General features: G+C 74.2%; 20 protein-coding genes. 10 read left to right on the top strand and 10 right to left on the bottom strand.

What is annotated here, in order from left to right; translation table 11 throughout:
• Positions 1 to 106: 106 nt before the first annotated feature.
• Positions 107 to 1,003, bottom strand: coding sequence for an MHYT domain-containing protein (locus ACH4MY_RS16130; RefSeq protein ID WP_398003143.1), 897 nt, complete (start codon positions 1,001 to 1,003; stop codon positions 107 to 109).
• Positions 1,004 to 1,255: 252 nt separating this feature from the next.
• On the opposite strand from ACH4MY_RS16130, the gene ACH4MY_RS16135 reads away from it, so the two are divergent.
• Positions 1,256 to 1,822, top strand: coding sequence for a methylated-DNA--[protein]-cysteine S-methyltransferase (locus ACH4MY_RS16135; RefSeq protein ID WP_398003146.1), 567 nt, complete (start codon positions 1,256 to 1,258; stop codon positions 1,820 to 1,822).
• Between the two features lie 66 nt (positions 1,823 to 1,888).
• On the top strand, positions 1,889 to 3,181 hold the full coding sequence (locus ACH4MY_RS16140) for an MFS transporter (protein WP_398003149.1): 1,293 nt from the start codon (positions 1,889 to 1,891) through the stop codon (positions 3,179 to 3,181).
• A 106-nt stretch (positions 3,182 to 3,287) separates the two neighbouring features.
• On the opposite strand, the gene ACH4MY_RS16145 is transcribed toward ACH4MY_RS16140, so the two are convergent.
• The 4 genes from ACH4MY_RS16145 to ACH4MY_RS16160 all read right to left on the bottom strand — a co-directional run bounded on the left by ACH4MY_RS16145 (position 3,288) and on the right by ACH4MY_RS16160 (position 7,625).
• A complete protein-coding gene (locus ACH4MY_RS16145) occupies positions 3,288 to 4,283 on the bottom strand; it encodes a TolB family protein (RefSeq protein WP_398003151.1) in 996 nt (331 codons plus the stop codon).
• Between the two features lie 3 nt (positions 4,284 to 4,286).
• A complete protein-coding gene (locus tag ACH4MY_RS16150; protein ID WP_398003154.1) occupies positions 4,287 to 5,615 on the bottom strand; it encodes an MFS transporter in 1,329 nt (442 codons plus the stop codon).
• Entirely contained in the window at positions 5,615 to 6,955 is a 1,341-nt protein-coding gene (locus ACH4MY_RS16155; protein WP_398003157.1) for a discoidin domain-containing protein, read from the bottom strand. Before ACH4MY_RS16155 ends, ACH4MY_RS16150 begins: the two co-directional genes overlap by 1 nt.
• Positions 6,956 to 7,268: 313 nt before the next feature.
• The gene (locus ACH4MY_RS16160) at positions 7,269 to 7,625 is read right to left on the bottom strand and encodes a cupin domain-containing protein (protein WP_398003160.1); all 357 of its coding nucleotides are present in this window, start codon (positions 7,623 to 7,625) and stop codon (positions 7,269 to 7,271) included.
• A gap of 273 nt (positions 7,626 to 7,898) precedes the next feature.
• Here ACH4MY_RS16160 and ACH4MY_RS16165 point away from each other — a divergent pair, with 273 nt between their 5' ends.
• Positions 7,899 to 8,915, top strand: a complete 1,017-nt coding sequence (locus tag ACH4MY_RS16165) for a pseudouridine-5'-phosphate glycosidase (RefSeq protein ID WP_398003162.1) — start codon at positions 7,899 to 7,901, stop codon at positions 8,913 to 8,915.
• Positions 8,912 to 9,838 (top strand): carbohydrate kinase family protein, encoded by a 927-nt coding sequence (locus ACH4MY_RS16170; RefSeq protein WP_398003165.1) that lies wholly within the window; start codon positions 8,912 to 8,914, stop codon positions 9,836 to 9,838. The genes ACH4MY_RS16165 and ACH4MY_RS16170 overlap by 4 nt, the downstream gene beginning before the upstream one ends.
• 45 nt (positions 9,839 to 9,883) lie before the next feature.
• Here the strand turns inward: ACH4MY_RS16170 and ACH4MY_RS16175 are convergent, their stop codons facing one another.
• On the bottom strand, positions 9,884 to 10,519 hold the full coding sequence (locus ACH4MY_RS16175; RefSeq protein WP_398003863.1) for a uridine kinase: 636 nt from the start codon (positions 10,517 to 10,519) through the stop codon (positions 9,884 to 9,886).
• 91 nt (positions 10,520 to 10,610) lie between these two features.
• Here ACH4MY_RS16175 and ACH4MY_RS16180 point away from each other — a divergent pair, with 91 nt between their 5' ends.
• Positions 10,611 to 11,378: an SDR family NAD(P)-dependent oxidoreductase gene (locus tag ACH4MY_RS16180; protein ID WP_398003168.1), complete on the top strand. Its 768-nt coding sequence runs from the start codon at positions 10,611 to 10,613 to the stop codon at positions 11,376 to 11,378.
• 26 nt (positions 11,379 to 11,404) lie between these two features.
• Positions 11,405 to 11,761, top strand: a complete 357-nt coding sequence (locus tag ACH4MY_RS16185; protein ID WP_398003170.1) for a MerR family transcriptional regulator — start codon at positions 11,405 to 11,407, stop codon at positions 11,759 to 11,761.
• 22 nt (positions 11,762 to 11,783) lie between these two features.
• Here ACH4MY_RS16185 and ACH4MY_RS16190 read toward each other — a convergent pair whose 3' ends face one another.
• A complete protein-coding gene (locus ACH4MY_RS16190) occupies positions 11,784 to 12,425 on the bottom strand; it encodes a winged helix-turn-helix transcriptional regulator (RefSeq protein ID WP_398003173.1) in 642 nt (213 codons plus the stop codon).
• 91 nt (positions 12,426 to 12,516) lie between these two features.
• Here ACH4MY_RS16190 and ACH4MY_RS16195 point away from each other — a divergent pair, with 91 nt between their 5' ends.
• The 3 genes from ACH4MY_RS16195 to ACH4MY_RS16205 all read left to right on the top strand — a co-directional run bounded on the left by ACH4MY_RS16195 (position 12,517) and on the right by ACH4MY_RS16205 (position 14,975).
• A complete protein-coding gene (locus ACH4MY_RS16195; RefSeq protein ID WP_398003176.1) occupies positions 12,517 to 13,728 on the top strand; it encodes a pyridoxal phosphate-dependent aminotransferase in 1,212 nt (403 codons plus the stop codon).
• A gap of 85 nt (positions 13,729 to 13,813) precedes the next feature.
• Positions 13,814 to 14,272: a hypothetical protein gene (locus tag ACH4MY_RS16200; protein ID WP_398003178.1), complete on the top strand. Its 459-nt coding sequence runs from the start codon at positions 13,814 to 13,816 to the stop codon at positions 14,270 to 14,272.
• Positions 14,273 to 14,285: 13 nt separating this feature from the next.
• Positions 14,286 to 14,975, top strand: coding sequence for a DUF2293 domain-containing protein (locus ACH4MY_RS16205; protein ID WP_398003181.1), 690 nt, complete (start codon positions 14,286 to 14,288; stop codon positions 14,973 to 14,975).
• Between the two features lie 47 nt (positions 14,976 to 15,022).
• Here ACH4MY_RS16205 and ACH4MY_RS16210 read toward each other — a convergent pair whose 3' ends face one another.
• The 3 genes from ACH4MY_RS16210 to ACH4MY_RS16220 form a co-directional block, all read right to left on the bottom strand.
• The gene (locus ACH4MY_RS16210; protein WP_398003184.1) at positions 15,023 to 15,817 is read right to left on the bottom strand and encodes a chaplin; all 795 of its coding nucleotides are present in this window, start codon (positions 15,815 to 15,817) and stop codon (positions 15,023 to 15,025) included.
• Positions 15,818 to 15,941: 124 nt separating this feature from the next.
• Complete coding sequence (locus ACH4MY_RS16215) at positions 15,942 to 17,210, bottom strand: SWIM zinc finger family protein (protein WP_398003186.1); 1,269 nt, start codon at positions 17,208 to 17,210, stop codon at positions 15,942 to 15,944.
• Positions 17,207 to 20,095 (bottom strand): DEAD/DEAH box helicase, encoded by a 2,889-nt coding sequence (locus ACH4MY_RS16220; protein ID WP_398003189.1) that lies wholly within the window; start codon positions 20,093 to 20,095, stop codon positions 17,207 to 17,209. Before ACH4MY_RS16220 ends, ACH4MY_RS16215 begins: the two co-directional genes overlap by 4 nt.
• A gap of 207 nt (positions 20,096 to 20,302) precedes the next feature.
• Here ACH4MY_RS16220 and ACH4MY_RS16225 point away from each other — a divergent pair, with 207 nt between their 5' ends.
• Positions 20,303 to 20,641: a hypothetical protein gene (locus tag ACH4MY_RS16225; RefSeq protein WP_398003192.1), complete on the top strand. Its 339-nt coding sequence runs from the start codon at positions 20,303 to 20,305 to the stop codon at positions 20,639 to 20,641.
• Positions 20,642 to 20,690: the final 49 nt, after the last annotated feature.

Genomic DNA, 20,690 nt, shown 5'->3' on the forward strand with positions numbered 1-20,690 from the left:
ACGACCCGGCACCGACAGTCGGGCGCCGATCGGCTCGACGCCCGGTCCCGAAGTCCGCCGACCCGGCCCGGCGGCCGGTCCGGTCAGCGGTCGCGGGGGCGTCCCGTCACCAGTCCTGGGACCGGTGGCCGCCCCGGGGGACGCTCCTGCGGGCGCCGCGGCCGGCCGGCCGGGCCGTCCAGTTGGCGGGCTCGCCGTAGGACGGCACATGGCGCGGGGCGGGCACGCCGGGACGGTGCGGGGCCCGCGCCGCGGGCCCCTGCCAGTCCGGGTCGCCCATGACGAGCAGCGGGTCGAACATCACGACGACCGCGGCGAGGATGAGGAAGACCGCCGGGCCGATCAGCATCGGCAGCAGCAGCGAGGTGGCGTCGCCGGTGCCCGCGGCGGGCTCGGTGCCGTGCAGGTGGACGCTGACGGCGGACATGGCGGTGTAGTGCATACCACTGACGGCGACGCCCATCACCAGGCTCGCACCGAGGCTGGCCAGAAATCCATGGACGGAGACGGCCGCCCAGAGGGCCGTGGTGGCGGCCACGACGGCGATGACCACCGACATCGCGACGGTGAGGGTGTCGTACTCGATACGCCCCTGCAGACGCATCCCGGCCATGCCCAGGTAGTGCATGGTGGCCACGCCGAGGCCGGTGATGGTGCCGCCGGTGACCAGGGTGAGCGCGGTCGCCCCCCGGTATCCGACGATGAAGATCCCGATGCCGACCATGAGGACGGCGACGCCCAGGCTGGCGAAGGTGATGGGGAGGTCGTAGTTGATGGGCGCCTGACGGACCGAGAAGCCCATCATGGCGATGAAGTGCATGGTCCAGATGCCGGTGCCGATGGAGGTGGCGCCGAGGGCGAGCCAGCCCGCCTTGAAGCTGTCGCGGTGGCGGAGCGATCTCGTGGTGCACCGAAGGCCGAGGGCCCCACCCAGGCACGCCATGAGAAAGGCGGCCACCGGCGTGACGAGCCCGTAGCTGAATCCGTCGACCGTGCCCTGCATGAGCGTATGTCCTCCACCCCTGGTGCCACGTCGTCCGAAAACAGTCGGTACCGCTGGGTAGTACTACCGGGGCGAGATTATGGCGCGCCGCGCGCCTCGCGACCACGTGACCGGGGAATTTCCGGTCGTGAGACCTGAGCGAGACCGGTCCGTGATCTTGGCGACGGTTCCCCGGCCCGACCGGAGGGGCCCGTGGACGGGGCGGGGCCGTTTCCGCCCCCGCTGTCGGTGGCGGGTCGTACCGTGGGCGGCATGGACATCGAAGCGGGGCCCACGGGTGACGGGCGGGCCGTCCCGGCGGAGTGGACGGTCATGGAGAGCGCCATCGGGCCGCTCTTCCTCGCCGCGACCGGGCGGGGGCTCGTGCGGGTCGAGTTCCACGCCGACGCGGCGCGGCGGGAGCACATGCTGGACCGGCTGGCGAGCCAGCTCGGCGCGGCTCCGGTGGAGCGCGCCTCGGGGCTGCTCGCGGGCGCGATAGGCCGCCTCGACCGGTATTTCGCGGGCGAGCCGGGCGATGTCGACCTGCCCCTGGACTGGAGCCTGACGGCCGGCTTCAACCGGCAGGTGCTGCGCGAGCTGGCGAGCGGTGTGCCGTACGGGACGGTCGTCGGGTACGGGGAGCTGGCCAGGCGCGTGGGGCAGCCGGGGGCGGCGCAGGCGGTCGGGGCGGCGATGGGCTCCAATCCGCTGCCGGTGGTGGTGCCGTGCCACCGCGTGGTGGAGAGCGACGGCGGACTCGGCGGCTTCGGGGGCGGTCTGGAGACCAAGCGACAGCTGCTGGCGCTGGAGGGCGTGCTGCCCGCGCCGCTGTTCTGAGCAGGGGTTTCCCCTCCGGGGTACGGGCCGTTCCCATCGGTTGGGACGGCTGGCACACTCACGTAAGTGACCCAGACCCCCGGTGCCCCTGACGCCACCCTGCCCGAGCGCATACCCGCCCCCGTCACCGAAGCCGAGCTCCCGGCCGTACGCCGCCGCGTCCAGTCCGTGCTGATCCTCACCCAGATCCTCGGTGGCCTCGGCATCGCCACCGGCGTCGCGCTCTCCACCGTCCTGGCCAGGGACGTCAGCGGCTCCGAGGCCCTCTCCGGTCTGGCCTCGGCGTCGACCGTGGCGGGTCCCGCACTCCTCGCCATGCCGCTGGCCGCCCTGATGGCCTCGCGCGGGCGCCGGGCCGGGCTCGTCCTCGCGTACCTCATCGGAGCGGCCGGTGCCGGGGTGGCGGTGCTCGGGGCGGTCGTCGACAGCTTCCCGCTGCTGCTCGTCGGGCTCGTCGGCTTCGGCGCCGGCGCCTCGGCGAACCTGGCGGCCCAGTTCGCCGCGGCGGACCTGGCCGAGCCGGGCCGCAGGGCGCGAGCCATCTCGACGGTCGTGTGGGCGACCACGATCGGGGCGGTGCTCGGTCCGAACATCGCCGCGCCGGCCGGGAAGAGCGTCGCGGGCCTGGGGATTCCGGCCACCGCGGGCCCCTTCGTGTGGGCCGGCGGGGTCTTCGTGCTGGCGGCGGTCGTGGTGGCCGTGCTGTTGCGCCCGGACCCGCTCCTCACCGCCCGCGCGCTGACCGACACCGAGGCGGACAAGGCGGCGGAGGGGCGTTCGCTGCGCGCCGGGATGCGGGCGGTACGGGACTCCCCCAGGGCCCGGCTCGCGCTGGTCACCGTCGCCGTCTCGCACACGGCGATGGTGTCGATCATGTCGATGACCCCGGTGGCGCTCACCCACCACGGTGCGGACATCCAGCTGATCGGGCTGGTGATCAGCGGGCACATCGCGGGCATGTACGCCTTCTCGCCGTTGATGGGCTGGCTGTCCGACCGGCTGGGAAGGCTGTCGGTGATCGGACTCGCGGTCGGGCTCATCGGTGTGGCGGCGCTCGTCGCGGGCACCGCGGGCGCCAGTCACGGCCGGACCGCGGTCGGTCTCTTCGTCCTCGGTCTGGGCTGGTCGGCGGGGCTGGTGTCCGGTTCGGCGCTGCTCACGGACTCGGTGCCGCAGGCCGCGCGGGCGGCGGTCCAGGGGCTCTCCGACTTCGTCATGAACACCGCCGCCGGCGTCGGCGGGCTCACGGCGGGTCTGATCGTCGCGGAGGCGGGCTACGGCCCGCTGAACGCGATCGCCGCGTGCCTGCTGCTGCCGATGGCGGCGCTCGCGATCCGCGGCTCGCTCCGGAAGGCATGACCCCGGGGGCGTCACCGCCGGCTCCGGGGGCGTCACCGCCGGCTCGGGAGGCGTCACCTCGTGCGCCCCGGCCCTCGGGCCTCCCGAGCCTTCCCACGGCGGGCCGTCAGTGCGGCACCGCCGGGGAGGAGGCCCCGCGCGCCAGTCGGCGCGGCGCGCCCGTGCCGTCGGCCGGCACGGCCCAGACCTCTCCGCCGTATCCGTACGCCAGGGTCCGCCGGTCGGTCCACAGGGCCTGGTCGTCGATGCCGCGCCGTTCGGCGACCGCGTGTTCCCGCCCGGTGGCCAGCTCGTACACGTACAGCCGCCACGGCTCGCGCGGGCCGTCGGACACCCGCTTCTTGAAGGCCAGCCGGGTGCCGTCCGGGGAGAGCGACGGGCATTCGACGTTCTCGCGCAGGGCCCGGGCCGACCAGTTCCTCATGTCGCCCTCGACGAGATGGGTGCGGCCGGCCGTGGAGACGGTGGCGTAGAAGCGGTTGTCGTCGGCGGCGAAGCTGACACCCCAGTAGTTGACGTCGGGGGCGTGGTGGCGGCGGCCGCCGAGGGTGAGGGGGATCTGCTCGATGTTCTTCACCAGGTAGCCGGTGCGCAGGTCCAGGATCGAGGTGCGGGTGGAGAAGGACGAGCGCGCGTAGGAGTCGCCGGTGGCGAACATCGTCCAGGAGAGCATGTTTCCCGAGGCCGAGACCCGGGCCCGGCTGGGAATGCCCGGCAGGCCGATGCGGCGCACCTCGCGCAGCCGCCGGTCGAGCACGAGGACGTACGAGCGGGCCGGGACGCCCGGCCGGCGCTGGAGGCAGAGGGCGGTGGAACCGGCCGCGTGGAAGCGGTCGCAGGAGGGGCCGCCCACCACCCGGCCGCCGGGCGCGGACGGGTCCACGCGCGCGACGCGCCCGCTCGCGGTGTCCCGGGCGTAGAGCGCGCCGGTGCCGCCGTCGAGGGTGAAGCCGGGGTCGGCGGTCCCGGTGGCCGCGGCCTCGCGCCCCGAGGCCGCCCGCAGGGTGTAGGCGGTGGCTCCGCCGCCGAGCAGCAGCAGGGCGAGTACGAGGATCCACACGCGCGTGCGGGTGGACGGGCGGGCGCCGGTCGGGGCAGACATGGGTCAGTCGGTCCTCTCGGAGGGCTCGGGGACGACGCTCCCGGACGGCTTGGGGACGCCGTTGCCCGAGGGGCAGGTGGGCAGCAGGCGGGCGGCGCAGCAGAGGGCGGCCGTGAGGGCGAGCATCGCCGCGACGAGCGCCGTCCCGGGCCCGCTCGCGGTCCAGACGGCGCCGAACGCGACGGCCGCTCCGACCCGGGCGAGGGCCTGCGCGGTCTGGACGACCGCGAGGCCGCCCGCCTGCCGGCCCTCGGTCAGGAAGGGGCCGGTCAGGGCCATCAGGACCCCGTCCGTGGTGGCGTAGAAGACCCCGAGCAGGAGCAGCACGCCGAGGAGGACCGCTGTGCCGGGCAGGGGGGTGAGGAGCAGCCCGTAGGCGAGGAGCAGGGCTCCGTGGCCGTACAGGAGGGGGCCGCGCCGTCCGAGGCGGTCGGCGAGGCGTCCGGCGGGGACCGCGAGCACCAGATAGACGGCGGCCGCGCCGAGCGGCAGGAACGGGAACCAGGTCGCGTCGAACGCGAGCCGTCGCTGGAGCAGCAGGTAGAGGAAGGAGTCGCCGACGGTGGCGGCTCCGAGGAGCCCGGCGCAGAGCACGATGCGGCGGTACCCGGGCGAGCGCGGCCCGGCGAGGAGTCCGCCACGCGCGCGTGGCGGCGGCGGAGGGGCCGGCCTCTTCTTGCCGCCGGGGGTCCGCTTCTTGTCGCCGGGGGTCCGCCCGGGGACGAGGAGCAGCCAGAGCAGGACGCCGAACGCCCCGACGCAGAAGCTGACGGCGAAGACGGCGTCGTACGCGTCGGCCGTCGCCCACAGCAGGGCGAAGGCGGCCAGGGGGCCGAGGAGGGCGCCGGTGGTGTCCATGGCGCGGTGAGTGCCGAAGGCCCGTCCCAGGTCCTCGGGCGGGCTGTGCAGGGTGATGAGGGCGTCGCGCGGGGCGGTGCGGACGCCTTTGCCGAGCCGGTCGGCGGCGAGGGCGGTCGCGATCCAGCCGGTCGCGCCGCCCGCGAGGAGGAGGCCGAGCCGGGAGCAGGCGGAGAGGGCGTAGCCGAGTCCGCCGACCTGTTTGTGGCGCCCGCCGCGGTCGGCGGTGGCTCCGCCGAGGAGCCGTACGAGCGCGGTGGCGCCGGTGGAGAGGCCGTCGAGCAGCCCGAACTGGAGTGGGGAGAGGCCGAGTCCGAGGACCAGGTAGAGCGGCAGGACGGCGGTCACCATCTCCGAGGAGATGTCGGTGACCAGGCTGACCGCGCCGAGGGCGAGGACGGTGCCGGGGACGCGCCGCCGGACCCCCGTGGGGGTGGGCGGCGCGTCCGGGCGACCGGTGGTCGCGAGGTACATCAGTGGCAGGTGTAGGTCGGGCCGGAGTCCTTCACCTGGTTGTCGGTGCCGACGTACTGCCAGGTGTAGGTGGTGTCGGTGAGGTCCAGCTTCAGGACGCCGTACGGTCCGCTGATCCGCTTCTGGCTGTTGGGCTGGACGGTCTCGATGTCGTAGGGCTCGGCGCCGCCCATGCCGCCGACGATCTCGACGATGCCGTCGGCGGTGGCCCGCCCGTCGGGGTCCTGCGGGGCGAACCGCTCGTAGTGGTGGTCGTGTCCGTTGAGCACCAGGTCGGCCTTGGCCCCGTAGAGGATCTGCCAGACCGGCTTGGAGACCGGGTCGTTGCCGTGGCCGCCGGAGGAGTACAGCGGGTGGTGGAAGTAGGCCGCGAGGCAGCCCTTGGTGTTCCGCGCGAGGTCGTCCTTGAGCCACTGGATCTGCGCGGCGTCGTCGAAGGAGTTGGAGTCGAGGGCGACGAAGTGCCAGTTGCCCTGGTCGTAGCTGTAGTACGGCTTGCCCTGCGGGTAGGCGATCGCGCCGAAGTACGACTTGTAGCCGGCGAGCGGGCCGGCCGGGTCGTAGGTCTCGTGGTTGCCGGGCACGGGCCGCGTCTTGGCCTTGAAGGCGCCCCAGGTCTTGTCGTAGTAGGCGCGGAAGTCGGAGAGCAGGGCGTCGTCGTACTGGTTGTCGCCCATCGTCAGATAGAAGGACGGCGCGATCCGCTGGGCCAGGGCGGCGGTCTTGGGGTGGGCGCAGGAGCTGCTGGAGGCCGTGCACTGGGCGGCGATGTCACCGGCCGCGACGACGGTGAAGGAGCCGGTGGGCGGGGTCGTGGTGTCGGCGGTGCCGTAGACCTCCACCGAGAAGAGCGAATAGCCGTACGAGGTGCCGCGCGCGGTCCCGTAGACGCGCAGGTGGCGGCCCTGGCCGGTGAGTCCGGTCCAGTCGTCGGTGCCGCCGTTCCCCGCGGTCTCGTTGGCGAGGCGGGTCCAGGTGGTGCCGTCGGTGGAGATCTCGACGCGGTAGGCCTTGGCGTACGCGGCCTCCCAGACGAGCTTGACGCGGGAGACGGTGGCCGAGGGGCCGAGGTCGACCCGGATCCACTGGGGGTCGACGCCTTCGGCGCTGGCCCAGCGGGTGGTGGAGACGCCGTCGAAGGCCTTCTCCGGGCCGAACGAGCTGTCCTCGACGGAGGAGGACGTGGCCGGGCGGCCCTGGGAGATCAGGACGTCGGCGGCGGCTCCGGCCCGTTCGGGGAGGGCGAGGAGGAGTCCGCCGACGAGCAGCAGGACGGCGGTGAGGACGAGGGGCAGTCGGCGGGTGGTGCCGTGGGGTGGGGCGGAGGCGTTCAGGCGCATACCTGGGCTCCCTGGCCTGTGGGGTCGGCGAGAGCTGGACACCGGTGCGGCGCACCACGGACCGGCCGCGCGGCAGCGGGCCGGGGCGCCCGTGCCGTGGGTACGGACACGGGCGACCGGCCGGGTGGCGATTCGGGGCGCCACACGGCGGGGTGGTGCTCGGCGGCCGGGTCAGAGCTCTCACTGAGCGCGTCACGTCCTTGGGGTGGGGCGCCGCGCCGAGCCGCTGCCAGGGATGCTAGCCGATAGGAAGGTTTCCTACCAGACTTTCAACTCGGTTCTGACCCTTGCGACTTCAGGGTCCCCAGGGGCCTCAGAGACTGATGTGGTACGCCTTGCGCAGGGTCTCGTGCACGGTCCAGGTCGTCCTGTCGCCCTCGCGCAGCACGCAGGCGTCGCCGGGTCCGATCTCCAGGGTGGCCCCGCCCTCCACGGCGACGGTCGCCCGGCCGGAGACCACCACGAAGAGCTCGTTGGCCTCGGTGTCGGTGACGACGCCGGGCGTGATCTGCCAGATGCCGCGCAGCTGCTTGCCGTCGGCCGACTCCCACAGCACCTTGCCCGTCACCTCGGGCGTGCCGGAGACGATCTGGGTGGGGTCGAGCGGCTCCGCCTCGAGCTCCGCGTCGGGAATGTGCACGGCGAAGGAGGGCTGGTCATGTGTCGTCATGGGCGGTGACTGTAGCGGGGGTCCGGGGCCGCTCCGAGGCCGGGACCGGCTGGACGAAAGCCCTCCGCTTCGCCTCCCACCAGGTGCGATGCCCGGATCCGGCTGCGACGACGAAATCCGCACGACCCCTTCGGCGCAGCGCCGGACGGGTGGCGCGGCCCCCTCGGGCGACCGCGCCGGGCGCTCCGTGACGGAATCCGAAGGCGCCCCCGCCGTGTGGCCGGAGCTCGCCGGCGAGGTTTGCGGGGCCCGAGGTCGCGCCAGGAATGGGACATGTCCACACAGGTGTCCGAAGAGGTACGGGAAGCCCTCCACGAGGGGCGTCCCGTCGTCGCGCTGGAATCGACGATCATCGCCCACGGCCTGCCGCGCCCGCGCAACCTCGCCGTGGCCCTGGAACTGGAGGAGCTCGTACGGGCCGGGGGCGCCGTCCCCGCCACCGTGGCCGTCGTCGACGGGGCGGCCAGGGTCGGACTGGACCGGGCGGCCCTGACCCGGATCGCCGAGGACCCGGCGGTACGGAAGCTGGGGCACCGCGATCTGGCCCCCGCCCTGGCGACCGGGGTGACCGGGGCGACGACGGTGTCGGCGACGGCCTGGCTGGCGGACTCGGCCGGCATACGGGTGTTCGCGACCGGCGGTCTCGGCGGGGTGCACCGCGAGTGGGCCGAGACGCAGGACGAGTCCGCCGACCTGCGCCTGCTCGCCGGGGTCGGGATCACCGTGGTGTGCGCCGGGGTCAAGTCGATCCTCGACGTGCCCGCGACGCTCCAGCGCCTGGAGACGCTGGGGGTGACGGTCGTGGGGTACGGGACGGAGCACTTTCCCGGCTTCTACCTCGCCTCCTCGGGGGAGCCCGTCGACTGGACCCTGCGGACCCCGGAGGAGGTGGCCGGGGTGATACGGGCGCAGGACCGGCTCGGCGGGCCGCGGGCCGCGCTCGTCGTGGCGAATCCGGTTCCGGTGGCGGAGCAGCTGGACCCCGCGCTGCACGACCGGGTGCTCGCGGGGGGCCTGGCGGCGGCGAGGGAGAAGAGGATCACCGGGCAGGCGGTGACACCGTTCCTCCTCGAATATCTGACGGTGCACACGGAGGGGGCGTCCCTGGAGGCCAACCTCGCGGCGGTACGGGGCAATGTGCGGCTCGCGGCGCGGATCGCGGGAGCGTACGCCGGGGCGCGCGGCATGGACACGCGCGGCGCGGGAACGCGCGGCGCGGAGTCGCGTGACCCGGGTACTCACACCACGGACGCGCTTGGCCCGGAGACGCACGGCGCGGGCGGCCGGTGAGCCCGGCGGCGGGTGCGCTGCTCGTGGTCGGGGACGTGGTCACGGACGTCGTCGCCCGGCACCGGACCCCGCTCGCCCCCGCCACGGACACGGCGGCGGAGATCCGGACCCTCCCGGGCGGCGCCGGGGCCAACGCGGCCTGCTGGGCGGCGCGTTCCGGGTGCGGCGACGTGCGGCTCCTCGGCCGGGTGGGGACGGACGCGGCCGGCTGGCACGAGCGGGCGCTGCGGCAGGCGGGCGTGCGCCCCCTGCTCGTCCCCGACGCGGAGGCGGCGACGGCCACCGTGATCGCGCTCGTGGACTCCTCGGCGGAGCGCACCTTCCTGACCGACAGCGGCGCCGCGCTGCGCCTCTCCCCCGGCGACTGGTCGGCCGACCTGCTCGACGGCGTGGCCCGGCTGCATCTCTCCGGTTACCTGTTCTTCGCCGCTCCGAGCCGCGAAACGGTGCGGCGGGCCCTGCGGGACGCGCGGGACGCGGGCGTTCCGGTGAGCGTCGACCCGGCTTCGGCGGGGTTCCTGGCGGAGTTGGGGGTGGAGAGGTTCCTGGCGGTGGCGGAGGGCGCCGAGGCCCTGCTGCCCAACGCCGACGAGGCCGGATCGCTCACCGGACACCGGGAACCGGAGTCGGCGGCGGCCGAGTTGAGCCGGCGTTTCCCGCTGGTCGTGGTCACTCTCGGCGCGGCGGGCGCGCTGGTCGCCGAGGGCGGCGAGGTCACCGCCCGGGTGTCCGCGCCCCGGGTGCGGCCGGTGGACTCGACGGGTGCGGGCGACGCGTTCACCGGCGCGTTCCTGGCGGCCCGGCTCGCCGGCGCGGACCCGGCGAAGGCCGCCGAGGCAGGCTGCCGCGCGGGCGCGGAGGCCGTCACGGTGGTGGGCGGCAGACCCCCGGACCGGCAGCGGGACCGGGAGGTCGGTGACTGACGGAGGGGGCGGGATCCCGGAGGTATCGCGTCCGGGCAGGACTCCCTAGGTGTCGAGTCCCGTCCAGGCCGGGTGGCGCGGGTCGTCCGCACGGACGACGACGTCCGCGGCCTCGGCGGGCCCGACCTCCGTCTCGTACCGGGCGAAGGCGGGCAGGGTCCAGGACTCCTCCGTGCGCCGGGCGAGAGCGGCGGGCGAGAGCCGCAGGTGCACGGTGAGGTCGAAGGGGAACCAGTGACCGAGCAGGAAGGGTCCGTGGAGCACGAGCACCCCGCCGGGCGGCAGCGTCACGTACGGGCTGCGGGTCGCGCGGTCCTTCACCGGGTCCCACAGGTCGGGCAGGACGCGCCCGGTGCCGCCGGGCTCCAGCGGCCCGAAGACCTCCCGCCACAGGGCCCCGGTGTCGGTCCACCCGTCGTAGTACGCGTCCGGGTCCTTCTTCCCGTACTCGTACCGCAGGGAGGCGGGCCGCAGGAAGCCGGCCGTTCCGACGACATGGACGGCGCGCCCTCGCGTCCGCAGCGCCTCGGCGAGGAGCCCCGCGAGCTCGCCCCCGGGTGCGGCGGGCGGCCCGTCGATGCCGACCTTGAGCCATCCGCCGTCCGGGCCGTGCGCCGACGCGTCGAGGCGCCCGGCGAGCGTCTCCGCCAGCCGTTCCCAGGTGATCGCCTCGTATCGCATCCCGTCCGCCCTGCCCTTCCGGAGTCCGTGTGCCACGTCGTACGTCACGGCTTGACCTTGTCACTGGCGTCATGGTCCGACCATCGGATTCATGACCACCGGATTCATGGACACCATCACACCCACCAGGGTCGTCGTCGTCACCGGCGCGGGCACCGGCATCGGCCGGGCCACCGCTCGCGCCTTCGCCGCGCAGGGGGCGACCGTCGTCGCCGTCGGCCGCAGGGAGGAGCCGCTGCGGGAGACCGCCGAGGGGCACGCCGGGATCCACCCGTTCGTCGCCGACATCACCGCGGAGGGCGCCCCCGGGGAGATCGTCGAAGCGGCTCTGACCGCCCACGGCCGCCTCGACGTCCTCGTCAACAACGCCGGGATCTCCGCGGGCGGCCCGCTCGGCACCCTCGGCCGCTCCGTGATCGCCCCGCTCCTGGAGACCAATCTCGTGGCCCCGGTCCTGCTCACCCAGGCCGCCGTGCCCGCGCTCCGGGAGTCCCGGGGTGTCGTGGTGAACGTGACGACGACGATCGGGCAGCGCGGCTGGCCGGCCAACTCCGTGTATCCGGCGACGAAGAGCGCCCTGGAGACGCTGACCCGCTGCTGGGCGGTGGAGCTCGCGCCCGACGGGGTGCGGGTGGTGGCGGTCGCGCCCGGCGCGATCGAGACCCCGATCGCGGACCACATGGGCCTCTCCCCCGAGAAGCTGGAGGCGCTGCGGGCGTGGCAGCTCGCACACACCCCGCTGGGCCGGATCGGCAGGCCCGAGGAGGTCGCCTGGGCGATCACCTCGCTCGCGGCGCCGGACGCCGCCTTCCTGACGGGGACGGTGCTGCCTGTCGACGGGGGCGCGCTGGTCGCGTGATACGACTGGGCGCGGAGGTGGCGCCCGTGCGCATCGGTGAACTGGCCCGGCGGACGGGCGCGTCGCCGCGCGCCCTGCGCCACTACGAGACGGCGGGGCTGATCACGTCGGAGCGTGCGGCCAACGGCTACCGGGTGTACGGGGAAGACGCCGTCACCCGCGTGGCGAACATCCGGTACCTGCTGGGCGCGGGGCTCACTCTGGACGATGTGTCCGCGTTCCGTGCCTGCCTCGACGGCGATGTGTCCTCGGCTCCGCCGTCCGCCCGCGGTCTGGAGATCGCCCGTGAGCGGCTGGCCGTGCTCGACGCGCGGATCGCGGCGCAGACCGAGGCCCGGGACCGGCTGGCCCGGAGCCTGGCGGTGGAGCCCGGCCGCCACTGAGCCGGGCGGAGCCCGCGTCCGTCTACGCCGAGGCGGCCCGCACGGGTCGTTCGAGAGCCGCGTGCCCCGCCTCGATCGCCTCGGCCAGCGTCAGTTCCCCGCCCGCGAGCGCCCGGCAGGTCGGCGTGTCGGTCCTCAGCCGGGCGTCCGGCACCTCCGTCGTACCGGCCCCGAACACCCCGTCCCCGTAGGACACGGCTCCGTCGTCCCCGACCCGTACGTGGAACTCGCCCTCGTCCAGGGTCACCTGGACGACTCCGGCGCCCAGCTCGGCGATCGCCCCCAGGAGGGGGATGGCGTACCAGTGCGCGCGGACGGCGTCGGTGGGGCGCGGCTCGCCCAGGTCGGGCGCGCCCCAGGCGGCGAGGGTGCGCAGCACGGGCAGCAGGTCGCGGCCGCGCGGGGTGAGTTCGTAGACGGACGCCGAGGCGGGCGGGGGCAGTCGGCGGCGGGTGACGAGCTCGGCGCTCTCCATGTCCTTGAGACGGCCGGCGAGCATGTCGGTGCTGACGCCCGGGAGGTCGGCGTGGAGGTCGGTGTAGCGGCGCGGCCCGGCGAGGAGTTCGCGGACGACGAGCAGGGTCCAGCGGTCGCCGACGAGGTCGAGGGCGCGCGCGGCGGCGCAGTGCTGGTCGTAGCTGCGGCGGCGTGGCTGACGTGGCATGCGACGCAGTCTAGACATGTTGTTGGACTTTCCAAGCTCTTACTTGGTAAAACCAAGCAACACTGATTCCGGGGACCTGGGGAGGTCGGACATGGAGTTCCGGCAGTCGAGCAAGCTGAGCGAGGTCTGTTACGAGATCCGGGGACCGGTCATCGAGCACGCCAACGCGCTGGAGGAGGCCGGCCACAGCGTCCTGCGCCTCAACACCGGCAACCCGGCGCTCTTCGGCTTCGAGGCGCCCGAGGAGATCGTCCAGGACATGATCCGGATGCTCCCGAAGGCCCACGGCTACACCGATTCCCGGGGCATCCTCTCCGCCCGCCGCGCCGTGGCCCAGCGCTACCAGGCCATGGGCCTCCCCGAGGTCGACGTCGACGACGTCTTCCTCGGCAACGGCGTCTCGGAGCTCGTGTCCATGGCCGTACAGGCGCTCCTGGAGGACGGCGACGAAGTCCTCATCCCCGCCCCCGACTTCCCGCTGTGGACGGCGGTCACCACCCTCGCCGGCGGCAAGGCCGTGCACTACCTCTGCGACGAGTCGGCCGACTGGTACCCGGACCTCGACGACATGGCGTCGAAGATCACCGACCGGACCCGGGCCGTGGTGATCATCAACCCCAACAACCCCACCGGCGCGGTCTATCCGAAGGAGATCGTCGAGGGCATCCTCGACCTCGCCCGCCGCCACGGCCTGTTGGTGTTCGCCGACGAGATCTACGACCAGATCGTCTACGACGAGGCAGTCCACTACCCGGCCGCCTCCCTCGCCTCCGACCTGGTCGTCCTGACCTTCGGCGGGCTCTCCAAGACCTATCGGGTCGCGGGCTTCCGCTCCGGCTGGCTGGTCGTCACCGGCCCGAAGCAGCACGCCAGGAACTACCTGGAGGGCCTCACCATGCTGGCCTCCATGCGACTCTGCCCCAACGCCCCCGCCCAGTACGCCATCCAGGCCGCGCTCGGCGGCCGGCAGTCGATCCACGAGCTCACCGCCCCGGGCGGCCGGCTGCGCGAACAGCGCGACCGGGCCTGGGAGAAGCTCAACGAGATCCCGGGCGTCTCCTGCGTGAAGCCGAAGGGAGCGCTGTACGCCTTCCCGCGCCTCGACCCGAAGGTGCACCGGATCCACGACGACGAGAAGTTCGTCCTCGACCTGCTCCTGCGGGAGAAGATCCAGGTCGTCCAGGGCACCGGCTTCAACTGGCCCCGCCCGGACCACTTCCGCATCCTGACCCTGCCGTACGCCGACGACCTCGACGCCGCGATCAGCCGCATCGGCCGCTTCCTCAGCGGCTACCGGCAGTGACGTCCTCCCTCCCTCCTGTCATGATCTAGAGCACTGGGGATCCACGGGCCGGAGGGTCCGCGGGAGACGGGAGGGGCGGTCGGTCATGGATGTGGCGCTGATAGCTGTGGCGGGAACCCTGTTGGGCGTCATCGCCACGTACTGGTTCCAGGGGCGGGTCACCGAGCGCACCGCCTCGCTGGCCCGGACCGAACAGCTGCGCCAGGAGCGGATCGCGACCTACAGCGCGTACGCGGGCGCCGTCGTCGACTACCGGCACAGTCAGAACGACCGCTGGTTCCGGACCTTCAAGGAGCCCGGATCGGAGGAGGCCGAGGAATCCCGCCACGCCTCCTACCGACAGCGCACCGCCGCCCGGCAGGCCCTGTTCCGCGTCCAGTTGGTGTGCGACGACCCGGACGTCCGCCGGCTGGCCGAGCGCGCCTTCGAGGAGACCCACTGCATGCACGAGGCGGAGGGCGAGGCGGAGCGCGCCCGCCGCTCCGCGGAGGCCAAGGAGGCACTCGCCGTGTTCATCTCCGCCGCCGCGCCCGGCCTCCGCTGAACGGGGCGCGGACATGGACCTCGTCGCCCCCGTCGTCGTCGAGCCGCTGCGGCGCCGCCGCTGCTCCGAGTGCCTGCGGGGGCCGCTGGAGCGGATGATCGTCGAGTTCAACGCCCCGGTCTGTCTGGACTGCGCCGACCTCGGACATCTCGTCTTCCTGCGCCGCGGCGACACGGCGCTCACCCGCCGGGCCCGCGAGGGCAGCACGCTCTGGGCCGTGGTGGTACGTCACAACCGGCGCCGTACGCGGTACGAGCGCCAGGGCCTGCTCGTCGAGGAGGCCGCGCTGGCCGAGGCGGAACTGGCCTGCCTGGCGGACGCGGAGGCCCGGGCCAGGCGCCGGGCGAGGGACGCGGAGCGGCGTGCGGCGCTCGACGCCGAGATCACCGAGGTCCTCCGGACGGAGATCCTGCGGCTCTTCCCGTCCTGCCCGGCGGACCGGGCCACGGAGATCGCCGTCCACTCCTCCGCGAAGGGCACTGGGCGGGTGGGGCGCACCGCGGCGGGCCGCTCGCTCGACCGCGGCGCCGTCACGGCCGCGGTGCGCGCCTCCGTACGGCATGTCGACACACCGTACGACTCGCTGCTGATGCGAGGGGTTCCTCGACACCAGGCCCGGACGAGGGTCGCCTCCGCCATCGAGGCGGTGCTCCGGGCCTGGCGTCGCGGCGGCGAGAGCGCCCCCGGCCGGGGACACGGCTGACGGCTCGGGTGTCAGCGCACGTCGGCCGGGCCGCGAGGACGGGACCCTCAGGCCTGGTCTCCGGCGCGGCGCGCGCGACGGTACAGCAGGGCGCCGCCGAGCAGCAGCGCGGCGCTCGCGGATCCGGCGTAGCCGACGGTGTCCGAACCGGTGGAGGCCAGCGCGACCGTGCTCGTCTCACCCTGCGGCGCGGGGGCCGGCTTCTCCGTCTCGGTCTCGGTCTGCGGGACCGGCACGTTCCGGACGGGGGTCTGCGGGCGCGGGGTCGGCGTCTCGATCGGCTGCTCGGGCTTCGAGGGGCCGTTCACCGACGTGTTGCCGAAGACCGGGTTGGCGATGCCGACCACGTTGACCGAGTTCCCGCTGATGTTCACGGGGAGGTCGACGGGGAGCTGGAGGCCGTTCCCGGAGAGGACGCCGGGAGATCCCGCGACGTGGGTCTCGGCCGTGGAGCCGCCGCCGTTGGAGGAACCGCCGTCGGAGGAGCCACCGCCGTGCTGGCCGCCGGCCTGCTCTCCGCCGCGCGGGGTGCCGGGCTCGTCCTTGTGGGACCGGCCGCCGCCGTCCTCCGATCCGTAGCCGTCGGGCTCCTTCTCGGCGGATCGGTTGGAACAGCTGTTGCCGAAGGCCGGGTTGAGCAGGCCGACGACGTTGACCGTGTTCCCGCAGACGTTCACCGGCACGTGCACCGGCAGCTGAACCGTGTTGCCGGAGCCGACGCCCGGCGAACCGACCGCGGCGCCCTGCGCGCCGGAGTCGGCGTGCGCGGCGCCGGCCGAGAGGGCGAGCGCCCCACCCGTGACCAACAGTGTGGCCAGACCACTTCGGCGAATCTGCCTCATGGCTTCCTGCCTTCCGGAGGTGTGCGGGCAAGTGCCCGTACCGGAATCAACGCGACAAACGCACGTGCCGGATCCGGCCGTTGACCGGTTTCACTCCATCGAGTGGGGTCCGTTCGAGTGTCGGTCAGTGCCCCAGAAGGTCGGTGAGGGCGCCGACCGGGTCCTGGTCGGGGGCGCCGCGCGGCCACCAGTCCTCGCGGCCGGCGTCCGACTCGTAGCCGTACCAGAGGCCGTCCCGGCCGAGGCGGAGCTGCAACGACTCGGTGGAGAGCCGGTTGCGCCAGGGGCGGAAGGCGGGGAAGTCCGCGGCGATCAGGGCGGGCCGGGCCCGGTCGAACGGACCCGCGGGCGGATCCCAGGGCTCCTCGAGTACGGCGAGGCCGGCGGCGCCGCCCTGGCGCCAGGCGGCGACGGCCCGGGCGAGGTCCGTGGGGGTGCGGTCCAGCGCGTACGCCAGGTCGCGGTAGAGGGCGCGGGTCGAGGCGGTGAGACCGGACCCGGGGTGCGCGGCGGCCAGCCGGACGGCGTCCTGCCACGGGGTGAGCGCGGCGACCGGATCGTGCCCCGTGACGAGGAACGCATGGGCGCGGGCGGCGGCTTCGGAGGCGAGGAGGTCGAGGGCGAGCGGGTCGGGGGCGTCGGGGTCCGGCGGGAACACGGCGGGGCGGCCGGGCCGGTCCGGGAGCGGCAGCGGAGGGGGCAGCGGCAGCCCGGCCCGTTCCGCCGCGGCGATCACCGCACGGGCGGGGACGGTGGGCATCGGGGGCGCGGCGGCGGTCGTCTCGGCGGCGGACAGGGCGGCGTTGCGCCGGGTGAGCTCGGCGAGGAGCTCCTGCTCGCCGCGACCGCGCATCAGGAAGAGGACGAACGGGTCCTCGTCGAGGAGCCTGGCGGCCTGGTAACAGAGGGCGGCGGCATGCTTGCAGGGATAACCGTCGTCCGGGCAGGAGCAGTCGGGGACGAGGTCGCCCGGCGCGGGCAGCAGCCCGGTGACCGCCTCCAGGGCGTGGGGCACGTCCTTGTCGAGCAGGGCGGCGATGTGGTCGGGGCGTGCGGTGGCCTCGTCGAGGAACCGCTCCCAGCCGTCGTCGCCGAGGGTCCGCATCCTGATCTCGGTGCGGTACGGGCGGGGCCGGCTGCCGTGGACGTAGGCGACGACCCGGCCGGGGGTGACGGTGATCGCGTCGACATGGCCGCGGCCCGCGTACGCCTTGCCCCGGGCGAGGCGGGCGGGGTCGAGGGCGGTGTCCTCCAGGGCCTCCACCCAGGCGTTGCCCCACCAGGTGGCGGCGAACCCTCCGTCGGGGGCCTCACGCGGTGCGACCTGCGGAAAGCTGCGGCGGCGGTCGTCGTGGCGGGGGGCTGCTCCCCGCGCACCGCGCGGCACGGTCACGAGGTCCTCCTCAGGGACACCAGGTCGGCGAGCTCCCGGTCGGTCAGTTCGGTGAGGGCCGCCTCGCCGGAGCCGAGGACGGCGTCGGCCAGCGCACGCTTGGCGAGGAGCATCTCGGCGATCCGGTCCTCGACAGTGCCCTCGGCGACGAGCCGGTGCACCTGCACCGGCTGGGTCTGGCCGATGCGGTAGGCCCGGTCGGTGGCCTGTTCCTCCACGGCCGGGTTCCACCAGCGGTCGTAGTGGACGACATGGCCGGCCCGGGTGAGGTTGAGACCGGTGCCCGCGGCCTTGAGGGACAGCAGGAAGACGGGGATCTCGCCGGCCTGGAAGCGGTCGACCATCCGCTCCCGCTCGGCCACCGGGGTGCCGCCGTGGAGGAGTTGGGCCTGGATGCCGCGCGCCGCCAGATGGTCGGCGAGGAGCCGCGCCATCGACACGTACTGGGTGAAGACGAGCACCGAGCCGTCCTCGGCGAGGATCGTGTCGAGGAGCTCGTCGAGCAGGGCGAGCTTCCCCGAGCGTCCGGCGAGCCGAGCGGTGCCGCTGCCGCGCGGTGCCTCCTCCTTCAGATACTGCGCGGGGTGGTTGCAGATCTGCTTGAGGGAGGTCAGCAGCTTCATGACGAGACCCCGGCGGGCCATCCCCTCGGCCTCCTCGATCCGCGCCATGGTCTCGCGGACGACCGCCTCGTAGAGCGAGGCCTGTTCCCGGGTGAGGGAGACGGGATGGTCGGACTCCGTCTTGGGCGGCAGCTCGGGGACGATGCCCGGGTCGGACTTCCGCCGGCGCAGCAGGAAGGGCCGCACGAGGCGGGCGAGCCGCTCGACGGCCTCCTCGTGCTCGATCTCCTCGTGGTTCTCGACGGCGCGGGCGTGCCGGGAGCGGAAGGCCTTGAGCGGGCCGAGGAGACCGGGGGTGGTCCAGTCGAGGAGTGCCCAGAGTTCGGAGAGGTTGTTCTCCACGGGGGTGCCGGTGAGGGCGACCCTGGCGGGTGCGGGGATCTCGCGCAGTGCCTTCGCGGTCGCGGAGAACGGGTTCTTGACGTGCTGGGCCTCGTCGGCGACGACCATCCCCCACTCGCGCAGGGCCAGTCGGGCGGCGCTGGTCCGCAGAGTGCCGTAGGTCGTGAGGACGAACCCTCCCTCGATGCCGTCGAGGTCGCGGTCGGCGCCGTGGAAGCGCCGTACGGGAACGCCGGGGGCGAACTTCCCCACCTCCCGCTGCCAGTTGCCGAGCAGGGACGCCGGGCAGACGACGAGGGTGGGGGCGCGGCGGGCGCGCCGCAGATGGAGGGCGATGAGGGTGACGGTCTTGCCCAGGCCCATGTCGTCGGCGAGGCAGCCGCCGAGCCCGAGGGAGGTCATCAGGTCAAGCCAGGCGAGGCCGCGCAGCTGGTAGTCGCGGAGGGTGGCCGTGAGGCCGGGCGGGGCCTGCACGTCCTCGGGGCCGGCCAGGAGCCGGTCGCGGAGCGCGGCGAGCGCCCCGACGGGGACCGCGGGCACGGTCTCGCCGTCCACCTCCGCGGTGCCGGTGAGGGCGACGGCGAGGGCGTCGACCGGTTCGAGCAGGCCGAGTTCCCGCTTGCGGGCCTTGCGCACGAGATCGGGGTCGACGACGACCCACTGGTCCCGGAGCCGCACGATGGGTCGATGGGCCTCGGCCAGGTGGTCCATCTCGCGCTCGGTGAGCGGATCGCCGTCGAGTGCCAGCTGCCAGTTGAACCGGAGGAGTTCCTCGCTGTCGAAGAAGGCGGTGCCGTCGGTCGCGGAACCGGGCGCGGCCCGGACGACGGCGGAGGCGCCGAGCGAGCGGGCGAGCTCACGCGGCCAGTGGACGGCGACCCCGGCGTCGGCGAGGCGGGCGGCGGCCGGGCCGAGCAGCTCGTACAGCTCGTCCTCGGTGACGGCGAGGACATCGGGCACGTCCCGCTCCAGGAGCCGGGCGAGCGGGGACCAGACGCGGGCGGCCCTGCGCAGGGCGAGGACGGCGTCGATCCGGGCCCGGGGCCCGAAGTGCTCGCCGCCTCCCGCCCAGAGGGCCGTGGCGTCGATGACGAGGGTGGGGTCGGCGAGGCTGTGGATCTGGAGGAGCGCGGCGGCGGCGTGGCGCTCGCCCCGGGGAATCCGGACGGCCGTGGTGCCCTCGGTGCCCTCTCCGTCATCGGCCCTCTCGCCGTCGTCGGCGCTGTCCGCCGTGTCGAAGAGTTCGTACGGCGAGAGGTCCAGGCGGAGCGAGACACGGACCCCCGCGTCCATCCCGGCTGCCGCCTCGGCGGCCCAGGCGCGCGCACGGGGCAGGTGCTGGGGCGCGCGGGCCGCGAAAGGCGCCCCCACCGCGTGCGCGGCGGCCGGGGTCCGGGGCAGGGTGTCGGCGACCGCGTCGAGGAAGGCGCGGACGAGGGCCTCGGGATCGGGCAGCCGCAGCGGTCCGCGCCCGGGGACGGGCACGGCGTGCGCCTCGTACGGCAGGGCGGCGGCGACCGCCCTCAGATGGGCGATGTCGTCGGCGTCCAGGGGTCCGGCCCGCCAGGCGTCCAGGTCGTCGGCGGTGAGACCCGGCAGCATGCGGCCGCGGGCCGCCAGGTGCAGGGCGTGCAGGGCGGCGGCGCCCCAGCCGGCCGTGGCGGGGTGGGCGGCCGGGTGGTGGCGGGCCGCGACGAGATGGGGCAGGGCGGCGTCGACCGGAAGGGTCAGGGCGGGGACGGCCCGGCCCCGGGCGCCGCTGCCGTGGCGCCGGGCGACGGTCAGCTCGACGCTCTCAGCGCCGCTCTCCACCGGGTCCGGAAGCGCGCCTCCGTCGGGGGCCCAGAAGGCGACCCGGCCCTCGCGGGGCAGGGCGGCGGGCAGGAAGACGGCGGCGCTGGTGATCCAGGTGTGTGCCACGGCTCCGCGCTCCTCTCCGCCGGATGACGAATGCCGACCGGACCTCCGACCTTACGACCGGGGTCTGACAACGGCCGTCAGGCGGGTTCGCCCGGGCGGCCCAGCAGCGGATGACACCGGGTGCCGGGGGCGCGATGGTGGCCTGGACGGGTGTACCCGAGGTGCCGCCGCACCGCGGACCCGAACTCCGACAGAAGAGGAACCGCCATGTCCGTTCGCCGGCGTCTCACGACCGCCACCGGGGCCGTGCTGCTCACTTTCGCCGTCGCCGGCTGTTCGAGCCTGGGCCGCACCATGGTCGGGACACTCTCGTACGAGACGGAGCGCGAGGTCCTGGTGACCGTGACGAGTCCCTCGGTGAACGGCTGCCACCGCCTCCTCGCCCCGAGCGGGGTGACCAGGGTCGAGAACAACACCCTGGTCGACATCCGGCTGTACCCGACGCGCGACTGCACGGGGAAGCACAACATCTACCTCCCCACCAACACCAACAACGAGATCGCGCCGGGCGCCCTGCCGTGGCGCAGCTACAGCGTCATCCACTGACCGGTTCCCTCCGCCCCGCCACCGGGTCCATCCTGGAAGTGTCCCCGAG

Origin of the sequence: Streptomyces sp. NPDC017246 (genome assembly GCF_044331325.1) — a bacterium.
GTDB lineage: Bacteria > Actinomycetota > Actinomycetes > Streptomycetales > Streptomycetaceae > Streptomyces.

Coding starts and splice junctions, on each gene's coding strand:
- ACH4MY_RS16130 (WP_398003143.1), bottom strand. CDS start 1,003: ATGCAGGGCACGGTCGACGGATTCAGCTACGGGCTCGTCACGCCGGTG.
- ACH4MY_RS16135 (WP_398003146.1), top strand. CDS start 1,256: ATGGACATCGAAGCGGGGCCCACGGGTGACGGGCGGGCCGTCCCGGCG.
- ACH4MY_RS16145 (WP_398003151.1), bottom strand. CDS start 4,283: ATGTCTGCCCCGACCGGCGCCCGCCCGTCCACCCGCACGCGCGTGTGG.
- ACH4MY_RS16150 (WP_398003154.1), bottom strand. CDS start 5,615: ATGTACCTCGCGACCACCGGTCGCCCGGACGCGCCGCCCACCCCCACG.
- ACH4MY_RS16155 (WP_398003157.1), bottom strand. CDS start 6,955: ATGCGCCTGAACGCCTCCGCCCCACCCCACGGCACCACCCGCCGACTG.
- ACH4MY_RS16160 (WP_398003160.1), bottom strand. CDS start 7,625: ATGACGACACATGACCAGCCCTCCTTCGCCGTGCACATTCCCGACGCG.
- ACH4MY_RS16165 (WP_398003162.1), top strand. CDS start 7,899: ATGTCCACACAGGTGTCCGAAGAGGTACGGGAAGCCCTCCACGAGGGG.
- ACH4MY_RS16175 (WP_398003863.1), bottom strand. CDS start 10,519: ATGCGATACGAGGCGATCACCTGGGAACGGCTGGCGGAGACGCTCGCC.
- ACH4MY_RS16180 (WP_398003168.1), top strand. CDS start 10,611: ATGACCACCGGATTCATGGACACCATCACACCCACCAGGGTCGTCGTC.
- ACH4MY_RS16190 (WP_398003173.1), bottom strand. CDS start 12,425: ATGCCACGTCAGCCACGCCGCCGCAGCTACGACCAGCACTGCGCCGCC.
- ACH4MY_RS16195 (WP_398003176.1), top strand. CDS start 12,517: ATGGAGTTCCGGCAGTCGAGCAAGCTGAGCGAGGTCTGTTACGAGATC.
- ACH4MY_RS16200 (WP_398003178.1), top strand. CDS start 13,814: ATGGATGTGGCGCTGATAGCTGTGGCGGGAACCCTGTTGGGCGTCATC.
- ACH4MY_RS16205 (WP_398003181.1), top strand. CDS start 14,286: ATGGACCTCGTCGCCCCCGTCGTCGTCGAGCCGCTGCGGCGCCGCCGC.
- ACH4MY_RS16210 (WP_398003184.1), bottom strand. CDS start 15,817: ATGAGGCAGATTCGCCGAAGTGGTCTGGCCACACTGTTGGTCACGGGT.
- ACH4MY_RS16225 (WP_398003192.1), top strand. CDS start 20,303: ATGTCCGTTCGCCGGCGTCTCACGACCGCCACCGGGGCCGTGCTGCTC.